This window comes from Natronoarchaeum sp. GCM10025703 (assembly GCF_042661985.1).
Classification (GTDB): domain Archaea; phylum Halobacteriota; class Halobacteria; order Halobacteriales; family Natronoarchaeaceae; genus Natranaeroarchaeum.
On record NZ_JBHSZF010000002.1, the window covers coordinates 77,231 to 92,180 of the forward strand.

Below are 14,950 nucleotides of genomic sequence, written 5' to 3' on the forward strand. Positions count from 1 at the left end.
CTAAATCCACCGAATGCTGCGCGCGAACTGCATGAGTCGGGGTCCCGAGCCATTGGCGACTCAGGAGGACCTTTCGATCCAAGAGGTCTACACCCAGCGGTGGGAACCGAAGACCAGCAACAGCGCCAGGGGTGCCGGGATCGCGTTCGTCGGCGACGGGGCCGTATTCCTGGTCCTGAACTTCCTGGGGAGTGGCTTCGAGATCCGGGTCAGTCGGGAAGGGAAGTTCGACCCGTATCTCCGATAGGCAGCCCTACTGTTATCCGCCTGAATCCCCTACCATGGTATATGGCAGATGATAAACAGGGCCGAGACGAGCAGGCGGATGATGAAAAACGTCGCCAGCGAGAGCGGATGCAAGAGGAGGTAAGTACCCGCACCGATGAAGAAGAGCCGGTGCGCGTCGACCCTGGTGAGGGCCTTGGTGATCTTGATGAAGCGCTCAAATCGCACGACTATCCAGCCACGACAGATGAGTTAGTTGAGGCCTATGGCGATTATGAACTTGAAACTCAGGGCGGCAAGAAATCCCTGGAGGACGTACTTCCTTCAACTGATGATCAAATATATGACTCAGCTGAGGACGTTCGCAGACGGATACTGGGACTCATAGGCCGATAGCACAACGGACCAACACACTCATTTCGCGAATTGGACCGCCTGTGCCGAGATCAACTCCGTCTGTGGTTCCCTCTCTGCTGAATCCACTCTCTATATTCAGCAGCCGATTTGTCACAGCCTCTGGGTGAGTCTTACATAATAATAGGAGAAAGCTCGCTACTTTAGTCGTGGGATGAATCCATCACTTTTGAAACAACTACGGCCCCGTAGCCCGACTGCAATCCTAACGTGTACAATCTATAATCTGATATTTACCGTGTGAGCGACCGACCGCGACGTACGAACGAGTACACTGCCGAACCCGCTACCGAGCGGTACAAGCAGTGTTTGTTCTGAATGGTTGATCGCCCACGCCCCCTTGTGGAACCAAATCAACTACCGACGCCGACAGAAATACTTCGCCGAGAACGGCGACGTCTGGGATACCGAGTACGCTGACCTGTACGACGAATACGCTCCAATACTCGGCAAGGCAGCGTGCCAGCAAGTCGCCCACAAGAACGCTGAAGCATGGCGGAGTCACTTCGACCTCCTCGACAAACACTCCGACGATTCGGACTCTTCGGTCACCGAAAAACCCAGTCCACCGGGGTACTGGGGCAGCCGTGAGGACGGGTACGAACTACACAGTCTCGTCCGCAACGACCTGTATACATTCGACTGGGCCGAAGACAAGAGTACGCTGGAGTTTGGCGTCGGTGAAGCACTCGAAGAGGAATACGACTTCGAGCATAACGAACGCGTCACGCTCGAAATCCGCGGGAATCCACAGTGGGATGGTGACGACGCGCGGTTAGAACTCGTCTACGACGAGCCAGCAGACGTGCTTCGTGTCAAGCATCCAGTTCGCATTCGGCCAGACACATTGCAAGAACAGCGACTAGATGCCTTCACTCACACACTCGACACCGAGAACACAACATACTCTGCCGCCATCGACGTGGGCGCGAACAACACACTCGCAATCGTCACCACCACTGGAGAAACCGCCGTCTATCACGCTCGTCCAGAATTCGACCGCTTCCAAGTCTTGTCCGGGCTAATCGCCGAGTTGCAATCGGAGCTGCCCGACGACCAGTACACGAGCAAGCGTATTCAACGAGTGTATGATGACCGCGGACGGAAGCGCGACCACAGCCGTGATGCTGCGGTGAAACATGCGGCAGACTGGCTGCTCGAATGTAACGTGGGCACCGTGTACGTTGGAGACCTGACCGACGTGTTGGACGCGCACTGGTCCGCGACCGTGAACGAGAAGACGCACGCGTTCTGGTCGCACCGACAACTTGTTGAACGACTCTACCTCACACTCGGCGATGTTGGCATCAGTATCGAGCAGATGAGCGAAGCTGATTCGAGCAGTGAGTGTCCGAAGCGCGGAAGCCAGCATACGTCGAGGAATGTAGATTCGTTCCGGTGTCACGACTGCAAGTTTGACGCGCACAGTGACATTGCAGGGGCGTGGAATCTGCTACAAACCACGGTTGGGCCGATGGCGCGGCCTGCCGCCCTATCTGCTGAACGCGATAGGGACGCACCCACCGATGGGACGTACTGGGAGTGGAATGGAGACGACTGGGGCGGTGTTAACTTAGCCATTGATTCCACCAGACGGCGTGAGCTTGTAGCCATGATTCTGCGGTGTCTGGATCAACGTGGCTGAAGCAGTTTGAAAACGAAGATGTTCGTCGTTCTACCTCACAAAAGACACGTTCGACGGCGTTTCTGAAAGCCGTGTTGCTGGACGCGGTAGCTGAGATTTTCTCGTCGAAGGCCGGCGATGAGGTCATCTGCGTCATCGACGAGAAACACGGCGTCTGTGACGGCGTGTTTCTCGGTCAGTTCAGTGAGAAACTCTCGTGCAATCGGCACCGTATACGTTGGGAACAGTCGTGAATGGAGAATTTTGTTGGATTCAGGATCAACCGCGGTGTACAGCCAGTATTGCTCGTCGTTGATCCGGATCGATTTTTGATCGACCGCAACTCGATCCAGATTCTCACCGCCGCTCGGCTGTAAATCCGCTTTTTGAACCCAGTTGTGAACCGCAGTGCGACTGCGTTTGACACCCGACTCCTCAAGTAACACAACTGTATTCGAGAGTGATAGGCCCGCAAGATGGTGGCGAATACCCTTTTTAATGAGCTGCGGGGGTGTCCTCTCACGCTGCACAAACTCCAAGTCGATCCAGTCTGTAGATTCGTTGAGGCGGTCGGTTTCGGCCATGAACATCCGAATCTTCGACCGCCTCGTTCCTAACTTAACACGACCGACGACTGGAGACCCAGCAGTTTTGGGAAACAGTCGAGCCCGCTCAACCAAACCAGAATCGGCGAACCCGGAAGTTCACAGCCGGGGTAATCTGCTGGCCGGATTGCCCACGGAGGAATCCCACGACTTCAGTCGTGTGGAGGACGTCGATCCATCTCGGCATCAATCACTGGTTCTTCGCTGTCGTCAGTCTCGTTCGAATGTGCCGCCCGGTAGGCATTTTTATACTGCTGGATTTTTCGGTAGAGCAGGTAGCCAAAGCCCCCTACATACAGCAACACGTAGATGAAGAAGGCGGTAAGTTGGGGGAGGCCCGTCCCGGCCTGAATCAGTCCGCTTCCGATTCCCACTGTGGTGTTGTAGGTTGCGTGGATTACCGCGGCGATGACGAGCCCTTTTACGATGATTGGACCGCGGTTCTCAGGATTAAATTTCGCTAACCCGAGGTAATAGCCCGCGAACGACGAGTAGATGACGTGCCCGGGCCCGGCTAACGCGCGAGTTGCAGTGATATCACCGCCGATACCGATCAGATCTAGGCCGAGAGACAGACCGCCGACTTCTCCAACTGCTCCACTGATGTAGATGGCATTTTCGATGGTAGCGAATCCGAGTCCGGCGACAGCGCCGTACACTGCCCCGTCGATAACTGCGGCGAACCGAGTGTCGTTATACGCATAGAGCCGTACAGCGAGCAGTTTCACCGTTTCTTCCACGGGGCCTACGATGAGGTAGAAAAACAGAATCATTCCGATACCACCGAGCATCGTGAAAACCGGCTGAAACAAGCTATTGACAACGGCAGCAAACCCTGCCGTGAGCACGCCTAACATGAAGGTAACCGCGAGCAGCGATAGCGGCTCACTGGTCGTTACATCGCTGTACCAGACGTACCCCGCCAATGCCAGCGCAGGAAGGGCAGAGAGGGCCGTTAGCACGCCGATTGAGGGCTCTCTCAGAATACTGAGTCCGCCGACGGCCAGGAAAATCAACAGTGCGAGCAGGATCAAGAGAATCTGGCCGGTACGAACCGCCAACCAGTAGATCGCGACCGAGGCGCTATCGAGGAGGGACCGCCGTTCCCACGATGAGATCCCGTAGAGATCTCGCTCGTCGTCCGCGGCCTCGACAGGATCCGTCTTATCTGAACCCATGGTTTGTTGAAATCCTTAAAAACTGATAGAACTTGCGTACTGAATGCAGAGATTACAGTCTGCTGAGCGAGAGCCACTCACAATGAGACACATCGTCCCGTCTAGTACCCACCTCCTTCTTCGAAGCACTGTCCACACTTGCTCGTGTTGTCTTGCTTGGTAACGTCTGGGACTCCGATTATCCGTAATTTTTCCTGTCCAACGTGGTTGAGGTGTCCACATACAGTCTGGAACTTGCCGAGTCCCAGCTCCTGTTTGTGAAGCGTCATCGTTGTCTCGTTCAAAATCAGGCTTTCCCCCGTGTTCTGGGCGATTCCCATAGTGTGTTATAATGTACCACACCTAAAATTCTATAGCATGGTGCACAATGATCTTTGAGCCGTGGTACTGAGCTGGGTAATAATTCACAACATCACCTGAATGTCTTCATACATTTTAACGAATATCGATTCCGTATCTCCCAGCTATTCAGCACGTCGCCCCCCAGAACTCGGATCTGCTGAGAGTGACCTGTGAATATGTGTTTAGTACTCATCAAGCAGTTCCTGGTAGCTCTTGAGGGTTTCACCAGAGCCTCACAGGACCAACGGACACGATGGATTCAAACAGACAGGGCGGTACCACACGGCTAGAATGGTCTCCCAGGCCGAGATCGAGCGCCTCCGTCTGGAAGCCGATACGATCATGACGCGCTACCAGCAGGTCGAGCAGGCACTGGATACAGCTCGCACCGAGTCCGGCGCCCACTGGGAGTCCGGGGAGCTCAGCGTCATGCTCGACACGCCACGCGGTGAGTCGATCGACGTCACGCTTGATCTCGATGCGGATACTGCAAGCAATGCTCAATCCCGGTACGAACGAGCGAAAGAACTCGAAGCCGAACTCGATCGCAAACAACGGGTCGTCGGACAGTTGGCGCCGCTCCCGGCAGATCCCGTCGCATACCTGATCTGTTACCATCTCGACGCCGTCGAAGGAAACTATCCCCGCTCGATGGCGGGACACCTCGATGCAGAGCGCGGCCACGTCGAAACGCTGTGCAAAGAAATGGAAACAGCGGGACTACTCGAACGCATCGAATCTGGCACCGTCAAACAACGCCGCGTCAAAGCCAAGCAGGCGGACGAGGTCCGCCAGCACCACACATACTATCGGCTCTCCCGGGATGGTGACCATCTCCTCCGGTTCCTCTCCGAAGACGAGGGACGAGTGAACGTCCTCCGGCACCTGCCCGATGGACAAACGCTCGTCGAGCGTCTGGCACGCGCCGGCCCGGATTACGCCCGCATGACCGCCGACGAACTGGACATTGAGTTCGAACGTGTCCGCCACCTCTACCGTGCGCTCCGACAGACGGGCCTCGTCACAGAGTACGAGGGCAGCACGATCAAGCAGAGCGAGCGGAAACTGAAGCCCAAAGACGAAACCCATCGCAAGCACACGTACTACGTGGCAACCGACCGTGCTGAGGAGGCGCTTCGGACGATGATGAGCTAGAAATTCACTCTGCGGTATTTGGATCTCTGTAGACCTGCCAATTAGTCATCGCTGATGATTTCTCCGCTCCATACCGAAGTGGGATGTCAATCAGTCGATTATGAATCCAACGACAGATCTCTTTTTGATTGTCCCTGCGGTGGAGAGCCCGCTGGCTCCTCGAGAAACCGTCCAGTCGGACTGTACCGCCAGCGAGCATACTCTCGACCGTAGGGGTGTCTGATCAGCCCCCAGTAAACGAAAATCCCGGTAGTTCGTTTCAAGATGCGTCTCCGAATGTGCATGCTGGTTCTGTCGGAACTACGGGAATCACAGATATAATTGTCAGATAACTATATAGTAACGGAGTAACCGTTCTACCAGCGGGATGGCTTCCGGTCTCCCAACACCCGGTTCGCATAGCATTTCCTGGGAGAGATGGCACCGCTATCCGCCGAACGACACCGTCGGCGTCATCTGGAGCGTGCGAACCGGGAACGCCGCGGCGACGCCCAAACCGGTCCGTTGCACTCGAAAACACACCGCGCTTTCGAGGACGAGGACTCCTGCGGTCGGCTTCTGAGGTTCAATCGTCTTCCTGACCACGCCAGGGGCCGCCGATCATCTCACGTTCGACCGTCTCGTACTCCCCATCCTGAAAGACAGTGATACGCCCTGACTCTTCGCTTAACGTGATGGTCGTTATCACGTCCGGTCGGAGCGAAGTCTCGTACGCACTCATATGTCGCGCTCCCATCCAGTCGGCGTAGTTGAGGCTGTCGAGACTCAGTCCCTCCGCTATTTCGTCGTTACTGATGTTCTTGAACCGGACCATCTGTTCGAGGATCCTTCCATCGACTCCGATACATACTCCGCCATCGCAGGAGTGTGCAACCTGCTTGGTGGCATCGTAGAAGGCGTCGATATCCGCGGACGCTCTCCGACAGGTATCTACTGGCCACGTGTTCGAACCCATCGGCTCTGCGAACTCGCCGACAGAATGATTCAAACGATGGCATAGTAGAGCCCTGGCCCGCGGAGATGGTCCTCGTCGTAGCCGTCGAATTCGAGGCTCAGCGTCTCGACGCAGTCACGAATCCGATTGGAGAGGTCCGTGACAGTCGTTGCTTGTTCGTACTGGAAGTCCAACGAGTGTGATGTCATGTTTTTGTGAGGCTTTTGCTTTGGGTGCTTTGCGAGTTGGAGACCGATGGGATACGTATCGGTCATTGGTCCATCTTGGACTCGTATCACGACGCTGGTTCATTATCACCGATTGTCACTGTCCGGTCGCTAGTGAAAAGCGCAAAGAGTGCAAAGAGAGCGTACAGTGCTGGTTCGTTCGTCCAGACACCGAGGACGCCCAATACGCCGATGACACCCAGCTTGTTGACCCGGATCTCCATATGAAATCTTACGTTCACTATCAAGAAGTACCTTCGGCCCAAATCAAATTCTCTGGAACCGATTCATCATTACAACTGCGGAGCGAGCCGTTCTGTGGACGCATAACGTTCATACTGTCGAGGACCTATGGATACGTATGAGCAACCGGGTTGCAGACGACGGGCAACCGGAGACCGAATCCGACTGGCGAGAAGTGCTTTCCGACGAGGAGTACCGCGTGCTTCGCGAGGCTAAGACGGAGCCTGCTGGCACCTCTGCACTCCTCCACGTCGACGATGACGGTGTATTCGAGTGCGCTGGCTGTAGAACCAAGCTGTTTCACACCGACCAGAAGTACACGTCGGGGACTGGCTGGCCGAGTTTCTGGGACCCCATCGACGACGATGCCGTCACCACCCAGCGCGAGACGGGCTTGCTAGACAGACGAATCGAGGTCTGCTGTGCCGAATGTGGTGGACACCTCGGACACGTCTTTGACGATGGGCCTGAACCAACCGGGAAGCGATACTGTCTCAACGGCGTCGCGCTCGAGTTCGCCCCGACGAGTGACGAAGAGCAGCCTGGAGAATGAACCGTAACGTCGGACGCCTCGACGCGATTGCTCGGGTTGTAGCCGGGGGTGCACTGGCGGTGCTCGCTGCACTCGCCGCATTCGGTGTGGTGACCGTGCCGGTCTTCTCGGCGCTCGGGGTAGGAATCGTCGCAGTTGTATTGGTCGTTGAGGGGGCGACACAGCGATGTCTGTTGTATCGCGTGCTCGGTATCGATCGCTGTCCGGTCGATTGAGGTCGGCGCTGAGGAGGTCAAGGACGCTGGTTCTCGGTCGCTACACCGACGGTTGCAGTGAATCCGACGTCACGGAGTCTGTCGATGAGGGGGTCACCGATCGCCGAGACTGGGGTTAACACGCCACCGTCCAGTGGCGAGTCGGTATCGTCCTGGACGAGACACATCGCGGATTCGCCGAGCATGCGTGCGGTGGCGCCGTAGCCCGGGTCCCGGTCAGCCCCGAACTCGGCTTCCACGGTAAAGGGGCCGTCTACGGTCGTTCCCTGCCCGAGTATACGTACGGTGAAGTGACCGTTCTCTACCTGTTCGTCCGTCGGGCCCTCGCCGGGGTCCGGGAACACGTACTCACGGATCGCTGAACGGAGCGGCCCGACAGACATCGCGGCCGTGAACAGGCCGAGTCCGCCGGTGATAAGGCTCGCACCGGCTACGCCTGTGAGTCCACGTCCGGTCGGGATGACCTCCGTACAGCGGAACTCCCGGCCCCAGGGGTATCCGAGGAGTGCGTTACTCCGCCGGACTACGCGTTCGTTGACCTGGGCCATCGGTGAGGGTGCGGTCCACGCTGATCGCAACCGATCCCTTCGCGGACCGCGTTGTGTGCCCGGGTCGACGCCGGTCCGTTCTCCCGGCGGAGCCAGCGAATACGGATTCCGGAGTGTCTGCCGGGCAACCGGGTCGGTCGATGCGGCCTCGAACTGCTCGGCCATGCTGGCCAGCGTGCCGCCGCTGACGCCGCCACTGGCGTCTTCGACGTAGATCCGAACCATGTCACAGGGCGTGTCGAACTTGTCAGTCGCGTACGACTGGACGAGCATGGTCCCGAGGTCCGCAGGGACGGAGTCGAAGCCGCAACTGTGCACGATACGCGTGTCGGCATCGACCGCCGCGTCGTGATAGCGGTCGATCATCTCACGGACCCAGGTTACCTCCCCAGTCAGGTCGCAGTAGTCCGTTTCGGCGTCGATACACGCCTCGACGAGCGGCGTTCCGTACGCCGTATACGGCCCGACAGTCGTGCAGACGACGCGTGTGCTGTGAGCGATATCCTGAAGGCTCTCAGGATCCGTCGCGTCGCCGAGTAGTATCGGGATCTCACCCCATTCGCTCCGACGAGCGAGATCCGAAGCAAGCGCTTCGAGTCGGTCCGCGTCCCGCCCGCCGAGAGCCAACGAGAGCGTGTCCGGCGAATACTGTTCCGTGAGGTACTCAGCCACGAAGCTCCCTGCGACGCCAGTCGCGCCCCACACCACCAGATCGTACTGTCGGTCTGTATCTGACACGTCTATCACGGTCCAGTACGCTGTCGAGCGGCTAAATTGTCAGGGTTACCACAACGATACCGGTGAGGCCCCTGGCTCGTCGGGACGTCCGACTCGAAGCGGCATCCAGCGACCCGGTCAGTCGACAATCTCCGCGACGAGTTCACGCGCGCTCCGGCGGACGGCTTCGTCGCTCGATAGCGACGGCTCCCAGCCCAGGTCCACGAGGCGCTCGATCGAAAGCCGCATGCGCGGGACGTCGCCGGTCCAGCCGCGGTCCCCGCCGGTGTACTCGTAGGTCGGATCCACGCCGAGTTCGTCGCTGACGACGTCGGCGATGCTCGTGACCGAGGTTGTCGTGTGGGTGCCGAGGTTGTAGACGTTCAGGTCCTCGTCGGCGTGTTCGACGACGTGACAGATGGCATCGACGCACTCCGTAACGTGCATGTAGGATTTCTCCTGCCGGCCGTCACCGAGGATAGTTAGCTCGGTCGGGTCCGCGTCAAGCTTCTGGATGAAGTCGGGGATCACGGTGCCGCGCTGATTGGGCCCGACGATGTTTGCGAACCGGAACACCCAGGCGGTGAGATCGTAGGAGTGGGCGTGCGTCGAGATCAGCGCCTCGTCGGCGAGCTTCGAGGAGCCGTAGATAGAGATGGGTTCCAGCGGGCCGTGGTCTTCCGGCGTGGGGCGTGGTGCCTCGCCGTAGACGGTCGAGGAGGAAGTGAACGCGAACTGATCGACGCCGACCTCGCGCATCCGTTCGAGCACGTTGTAGGTCATGGCCGTATTCGCCTCGAACAGTTCGCGGTCGTCGTCGTAGTTCGTGTCGGTGTACGCGGCGAAATGGAAAACGATGTCCAGTTCGTCAGTGACGGCTCTGGCGACGTCAGCGGTGTCGGTGAGATCCGCCTCGACGAACTCCGCGCCGTCGGGCACCCTGTCGGGGTCACCCTTCGAGAGGTCGTCGGCGACGCGGACAGTTGCACCGCGGTCGAGAAGCTCTGCGACGAGATGGCTCCCGACGAGCCCTGCACCGCCAGTAACGAGAACGTTCAGAATCGGGAAACATGCGCGGTGCTCTGTTCGGCGGCCACAAGTACATGTGGGATTCTGAAGGACCGGGGGCAGTCCGGCCGCCCGCCGTCAGAGCCCTCGGTTGCTCCCTTCGCCTGCGAGAATGACGACCATCGAGAGCCCGGAAATCACGAGCAGGATGAGCGTTGGTACGACCGCGTACTGGTAGAGCTGGGTCTTCTGAGCGCGCCAGATCTGTGTGACGATGGTCTCGAAGCCGGACGGGCGAAGAATGAGGGTAACGGGAAGCTCTTTCATCGTCGTGAGGAAGACGAGGGCGGCGCCAGCTACGATCCCCGAGCGGGTGAGCGGGAACGTCACGCGGCGGAACGCGCCCACCGAGGACTCCCCGAGTGTGCGACTCGCCTCGGCCAGTCTGGGATCGACCCCCAGGATCGAGGTTCGGGTCGACCCGACGACCTGCGGCAGGAACCGGACGACGTACGCGAACACGAGCAGTGGGATCGTCTGGTAGATCCACGGGAGATAGCCGGAGCCGAAGTAGACCAGCGCGAGCGCTAACACGATCCCGGGCACAGCAAAGCCGACGTAGGTGGCCCGCTCGAACAGGGTCGACAACGGCGAGTCGCTTGTCGCGGCGAAATAGGCGACAGGGATGGCCACCAGCGCGGCGGCGATGGCGGCCGCCGCGGCGACGGAGACCGAGTTGATTACCTGGACCCACTCGAACGCCATCGAGGGGCGACGCCCGGCATCGGAGCGGCGCAGCCACAACAGGAGGATCCAGATGGGGACGACGAGCGCGATTGTAGCCACCGACGCGGGCAGCAGGGTTGCCGGCCAGCGCCAGCGTCCCAGACTCACGAGTCGGTCGGTGCTGCCGGTGTCGTCGCCGTGGGCGTCCCGGTCAGACCGGACCAGCCACTCCAGCGCGAGGACCACGAGCACGATACCGAGCAATTGCAAGGAGAGCAACGCGGCGTAATCGCGGCCGAACGCGTTGTACTCGACGTAGATCTGTCGCGTGAACACCGGCAGTTGCATGATCGACGGCGTACCGAAGTCGGACACGGCGTACAGCGCCGACAGGAGTGATCCAGCGGCGATCGCCGGTCGGATTATCGGAAGCGTCACCCGGCGGAACGCCTCGATGCGGCCGTGGTTCAGCGTCCGAGCCGCCTCGATCAGCGTGGTATCGAGCGAGCGGAGGGCTGCTCGAGTGGTGAGATACACATACGGGTACGTGTACAGGGTGATCACGAAAATCGTCCCCGGAAGCCCGTAGATCTCCGGGAGCTGTTCGATCCCGAGTGGGGCGAGCACGTCCTGAAACTCGCCTCGGGGGCCAAACGCGGAGACGAACGCGAACGCGCCGACATAGCTCGGAACGACCAACGGGAGCGCGATGATAACCGACCAGAACCGGCGGAATGGGAGATCGGTCCGCACCGTCAGGTACGCCAGTGGTACCCCGAGGATGATCGACAGCGTCGTCACGCCAGCCATCAACAGTAGGCTGTTTTCTATTACCTCGGCAGTGCCACGGCTGAAAAGCAGCTCAGTCGCCCGCGAGGGATCGACGGTGACGGCCTCTATCACCAGCCACGCGAGTGGGAAGACCATCGTTCCGGCGATGGCCGCGGAGAGCAGCGTCAGCCCCAGCGGTAGTTGGTCGTCGCCGTCGGTCAGGACGTCGCGTATCCGTCGTGTCCAACTCATAATCCAGGAAACGGCTGTGCTTGAGGGAGAGAGGCTGCACCGACTGTTAACGATTCCGATCCCGTCATCGAACGAGTCCGATGGATATAATTGTTTAGGGGGCCTAAAACGATTATGAAACTGACGAGGCGCGACGCGGTGGCCGCCCTGGCCGCAGTCGGAGCGACCGGCGGCGTCGCCCTCGCCGCTCGACGGCGGGCTGAGAACTCGACCGACAGCGACGGAGAATGGGATGACGGGCTTCCGGACGAAGAGACCGTCCGGGCGTCGATGACCGCGATTGCAACCGTCGTCTATCCGGACGAGGTGTCCGGCGTGGAGGCGTTCGTCGACCGGTTCCTCGACGGTCGGCTCGATAGATCGGCTCACGCCGAGGGTGTTCATACGGCGGTTGCCGATCTCGACGAGGTGGCCCGTTCGTGGCACGGCGCACCGATCACCGAACTCCCCCGGAGGACCGGGATACACTCCTCAGAGAGACCGGCGCCGATACCGCAGAGGAAGATTCCGAGGGCTCGCTCGCCGAGCGGGTGCGGTACTACGTCATCAACGAGTTGCTTCTGGCGCTGTACACTTCGCCCACGGGCGGCGAGTTGGTTGGTCTGGAGAACCCGCAGGGCCACCCCGGCGGGGCCGAGAGCTATCAGGAGGGACCGCAATGACTGGCGCTGAGATGGATGCGAACGAGGCTGTTGACGGCAACGGGCCGGCCGTCCGCGACATCGATCGGTCACCGGTCACGAACGCGGACGTTTGCGTCGTCGGCGCGGGCCCGGCGGGAGCGATGATCGCGGACCGTCAGCTGCCGACCACGACGTGGTGGTTCTCGACGCCGGTCCTCGATTCGATCCTGCGGACCGCCTCGACCGACAGGAACGGGCGATCCGACCGAGCTACAATCGACCGGACGTCTGGGACGTCGGCGGCGAGCGCGACGCCCACGCCAACTCCGGCGAATGGTTCTACCCGTTGAATCACGCTCGTGTCAAGGGGATCGGCGGGTCGACACTCCACTGGCAGGGAATGGTGATGCGGCTTCACGAGGCCGATTTCAACTCCGGGGAACAGCGGGGTGTCGGTCCGGACTGGCCAATCGACTACGCCGACCTCCAGCCGTACTACGCCGAGGCCGAACGCGAACTGGGCGTCGCCGGAGCCTCGGACAATCCGTACGCGCCGCCGCGCGAGGAACCCCACCCGATGCCGGCGTTTGAGCCGTCATACAGCGACTCCCTGTTTGCGGAGGCTTGCGAGGAGTTGGAGATAGACATGCATTCGGTGCCGAACGCACGCAACTCCGAGCCGTACGACGATCGGTCCTCGTGTGTCGGTTACGGGACGTGTCAGCCGGTCTGTCCCTCCGGAGCGAAGTACGACGCGACCGTCCACATCGAACGGGCGGAAGAGAAGGGAGTATCCGTGATCGACCGCGCGCCGGTCCAGCGGCTGGAACACGAGGCCGATCGCGTGTCCGCCGCGGTGTACGCGACCCCTGACGGGGAAGAACACAGACAGGAGGCGGACGCCTTCGTCGTCGCCTGTGGCGGCGTGGAGACGCCGCGGCTCCTGCTCCTGTCCGATTCCGAGACGTATCCGGACGGCCTGGCGAACTCCAGCGGTCACGTCGGGGAGTTCTTCATGGACCACCTGTTTGCGGGCGCTGGCGGCGTCCTCGACGAACCCACCCGCCAGAACCACATCGGGTTTTACACGAGTGCCTCCGACCAGTTCTACGACGACGCCGACGAGGAGTTCGCCCCGTTCAAACTGGAGTTCTTCAATTCCATTCAGAACAACTACGCCGGTCCGTCCCCCGTTGGCATGGCGCTGACAGGCGATGACTGGGGGAACGAACTGCTCGACCGCCTTCGTGAGGGCTACGGCACTCGCGTGGCGATGGGTGGGCTGGTCGAACAGCTTCCTCGATCGGACAGCTACGTGACGTTGGACCCCGACCGCACCGATGACCACGGTAACCCAGTGCCCGATGTTCACTGGAACGTCGGTGACCGGGCGCTCAGGACCATCGAACGGGCGAACGAGATCCAGCAGGCGGTACTGGAGGAACTCGGCGCGGATATCGAGTGGGTCGCCGGCCCCGATGCGACTGGCCCTGCATACCATCACATGGGGACGACACGGATGAGCGCGGACGCCGAGAACGGCGTCGTCGACCCGGACTGCCGGACCCACGACCTCGACAACTGCTGGATCGCGTCTAGTTCCGTGTTCCCCACTGGCGGTGCGATGAACCCCACGCTCACCATCGCCGCGCTGGCGTTACGGGTCGCTGACGACATCGCAACACGGCTCTGAGTATTTTTAGGTAAACCTAAAAACTAAAGTGGGTGCGGGAGCACCTATCGGTAATGAGTGGATCACTCACGCCGCCCGCCGACGAGTCGGGGTCGGATGCGACTGACGAAAGTACGACGGCAACAGACGATACAGCCACGGACACCACGAGCGATACCGAGAACGCTTCAGGCATGACCGACCAGGACCGATACACCTTCGACGACGTCAGCGTCGTAATGGGGACGTACAACGAGGAGGCGGCAATCGCAACCGTACTCTCCGACATCGACGACGTCACCGGTGGGCGCGCCGAGGTCGTCTGCGTCGACGGCTCCTCCGACCGGACGCCCGAGATTGCCCGCAAACACGGTGCGACCGTGATCGAACAGGAGCCCCAGGGGTACGGCGTCGCCGTCCGCGAGGCGATACTCACGCCCGACCGCCCAGTCGTCGTTACGACCGACTGCGACGATACGTATCCGATGGAACAGCTTCCGGAGTTCCTCGACGCAATCAACGACGGGGCCGACGTCGTCAGCGGCGACCGGCTATACTACGGCGCGGACACCATGCCCGCGTTCAACCGTCTCGGAAACCACTCGTTCGCGGCAATCGCGAGCCTCCTGATGGGCAAGCGCGTACACGACACCACTACCGGGATGCGCGCATACCGACGGGACGTGATCGAGAACATCGAATGGACAGAGAACACCGGGCTCTCCGCCGAACTCCTGATCCGCCCGCTGATGCGCGGCTACGACGTCCGCGAGCATCCCATCGACTACGCCGAGCGCCTCGGCGAGACGAAACTCGATCCGATCGAGGGCGGCGCCGCAATCGCGAAATCGATCGTCAAGGTCTGCCTGGAAGAACGATTCCGGTAGATCGAGCTCTGACACCTTTTTAATTCAGCTT

14 protein-coding genes and 4 pseudogenes are annotated in these 14,950 nt (G+C 60.1%); 9 read left to right on the forward strand and 9 right to left on the reverse strand.

Features of this window, described 5'->3' with window-relative positions; genetic code table 11:
• Positions 1-52: 52 nt before the first annotated feature.
• The 3 genes and pseudogenes from ACFQH2_RS17480 to ACFQH2_RS17490 all read left to right on the forward strand — a co-directional run.
• Entirely contained in the window at positions 53-247 is a 195-nt protein-coding gene (locus ACFQH2_RS17480; RefSeq protein ID WP_377077056.1) for a hypothetical protein, read from the forward strand.
• Between the two features lie 41 nt (positions 248-288).
• Complete coding sequence (locus ACFQH2_RS17485) at positions 289-621, forward strand: DUF5789 family protein (RefSeq protein WP_377050371.1); 333 nt, start codon at positions 289-291, stop codon at positions 619-621.
• Between the two features lie 258 nt (positions 622-879).
• Positions 880-2,200 (forward strand): annotated as a pseudogene (locus tag ACFQH2_RS17490) (transposase); the annotation flags it as partial.
• Positions 2,201-2,207: 7 nt separating this feature from the next.
• On the opposite strand, the pseudogene ACFQH2_RS17495 reads toward ACFQH2_RS17490, so the two are convergent.
• The 3 genes and pseudogenes from ACFQH2_RS17495 to ACFQH2_RS17505 all read right to left on the reverse strand — a co-directional run bounded on the left by ACFQH2_RS17495 (position 2,208) and on the right by ACFQH2_RS17505 (position 4,366).
• Positions 2,208-2,847: pseudogene (locus ACFQH2_RS17495) on the reverse strand (IS6 family transposase).
• 173 nt (positions 2,848-3,020) lie between these two features.
• Entirely contained in the window at positions 3,021-4,046 is a 1,026-nt protein-coding gene (locus tag ACFQH2_RS17500; RefSeq protein ID WP_377050377.1) for a PrsW family intramembrane metalloprotease, read from the reverse strand.
• Between the two features lie 101 nt (positions 4,047-4,147).
• Positions 4,148-4,366, reverse strand: coding sequence for a hypothetical protein (locus tag ACFQH2_RS17505; protein WP_377050379.1), 219 nt, complete (start codon positions 4,364-4,366; stop codon positions 4,148-4,150).
• 313 nt (positions 4,367-4,679) lie between these two features.
• Here ACFQH2_RS17505 and ACFQH2_RS17510 point away from each other — a divergent pair, with 313 nt between their 5' ends.
• Positions 4,680-5,543, forward strand: coding sequence for a DUF2250 domain-containing protein (locus ACFQH2_RS17510; RefSeq protein WP_377050381.1), 864 nt, complete (start codon positions 4,680-4,682; stop codon positions 5,541-5,543).
• A 565-nt stretch (positions 5,544-6,108) separates the two neighbouring features.
• On the opposite strand, the gene ACFQH2_RS17515 is transcribed toward ACFQH2_RS17510, so the two are convergent.
• The 3 genes from ACFQH2_RS17515 to ACFQH2_RS17525 form a co-directional block, all read right to left on the reverse strand.
• Positions 6,109-6,498 carry a hypothetical protein gene (locus ACFQH2_RS17515; RefSeq protein WP_377077057.1) on the reverse strand — a complete coding sequence of 130 codons (390 nt, stop codon included), beginning with the start codon at positions 6,496-6,498 and terminating at the stop codon, positions 6,109-6,111.
• A gap of 29 nt (positions 6,499-6,527) precedes the next feature.
• Complete coding sequence (locus ACFQH2_RS17520) at positions 6,528-6,686, reverse strand: hypothetical protein (RefSeq protein ID WP_377077058.1); 159 nt, start codon at positions 6,684-6,686, stop codon at positions 6,528-6,530.
• An 86-nt stretch (positions 6,687-6,772) separates the two neighbouring features.
• The gene (locus ACFQH2_RS17525) at positions 6,773-6,928 is read right to left on the reverse strand and encodes a hypothetical protein (RefSeq protein WP_377050385.1); all 156 of its coding nucleotides are present in this window, start codon (positions 6,926-6,928) and stop codon (positions 6,773-6,775) included.
• A 137-nt stretch (positions 6,929-7,065) separates the two neighbouring features.
• Between ACFQH2_RS17525 and msrB the strand changes: the two genes are divergently transcribed.
• Positions 7,066-7,500 carry a peptide-methionine (R)-S-oxide reductase MsrB gene (gene msrB / locus ACFQH2_RS17530; RefSeq protein ID WP_377050387.1) on the forward strand — a complete coding sequence of 145 codons (435 nt, stop codon included), beginning with the start codon at positions 7,066-7,068 and terminating at the stop codon, positions 7,498-7,500.
• Entirely contained in the window at positions 7,497-7,715 is a 219-nt protein-coding gene (locus tag ACFQH2_RS17535) for a YgaP-like transmembrane domain (protein WP_377050389.1), read from the forward strand. Before msrB ends, ACFQH2_RS17535 begins: the two co-directional genes overlap by 4 nt.
• A 17-nt stretch (positions 7,716-7,732) precedes the next feature.
• Here the strand turns inward: ACFQH2_RS17535 and ACFQH2_RS17540 are convergent, their stop codons facing one another.
• The 3 genes from ACFQH2_RS17540 to ACFQH2_RS17550 all read right to left on the reverse strand — a co-directional run bounded on the left by ACFQH2_RS17540 (position 7,733) and on the right by ACFQH2_RS17550 (position 11,737).
• Positions 7,733-9,001 carry a saccharopine dehydrogenase family protein gene (locus ACFQH2_RS17540; RefSeq protein ID WP_377050391.1) on the reverse strand — a complete coding sequence of 423 codons (1,269 nt, stop codon included), beginning with the start codon at positions 8,999-9,001 and terminating at the stop codon, positions 7,733-7,735.
• A gap of 117 nt (positions 9,002-9,118) precedes the next feature.
• Positions 9,119-10,042 (reverse strand): NAD-dependent epimerase/dehydratase family protein, encoded by a 924-nt coding sequence (locus tag ACFQH2_RS17545; protein WP_377077120.1) that lies wholly within the window; start codon positions 10,040-10,042, stop codon positions 9,119-9,121.
• A gap of 84 nt (positions 10,043-10,126) precedes the next feature.
• The gene (locus ACFQH2_RS17550) at positions 10,127-11,737 is read right to left on the reverse strand and encodes an ABC transporter permease (protein WP_377050395.1); all 1,611 of its coding nucleotides are present in this window, start codon (positions 11,735-11,737) and stop codon (positions 10,127-10,129) included.
• Positions 11,738-11,851: 114 nt separating this feature from the next.
• Here ACFQH2_RS17550 and ACFQH2_RS17555 point away from each other — a divergent pair.
• The 3 genes and pseudogenes from ACFQH2_RS17555 to ACFQH2_RS17565 all read left to right on the forward strand — a co-directional run bounded on the left by ACFQH2_RS17555 (position 11,852) and on the right by ACFQH2_RS17565 (position 14,919).
• A pseudogene (locus ACFQH2_RS17555) lies at positions 11,852-12,399 on the forward strand (gluconate 2-dehydrogenase subunit 3 family protein).
• Between the two features lie 11 nt (positions 12,400-12,410).
• Positions 12,411-14,053, forward strand: a pseudogene (locus ACFQH2_RS17560) (GMC family oxidoreductase).
• Between the two features lie 173 nt (positions 14,054-14,226).
• The gene (locus tag ACFQH2_RS17565) at positions 14,227-14,919 is read left to right on the forward strand and encodes a dolichyl-phosphate hexose transferase (RefSeq protein ID WP_377050839.1); all 693 of its coding nucleotides are present in this window, start codon (positions 14,227-14,229) and stop codon (positions 14,917-14,919) included.
• Positions 14,920-14,950 lie beyond the last annotated feature (31 nt).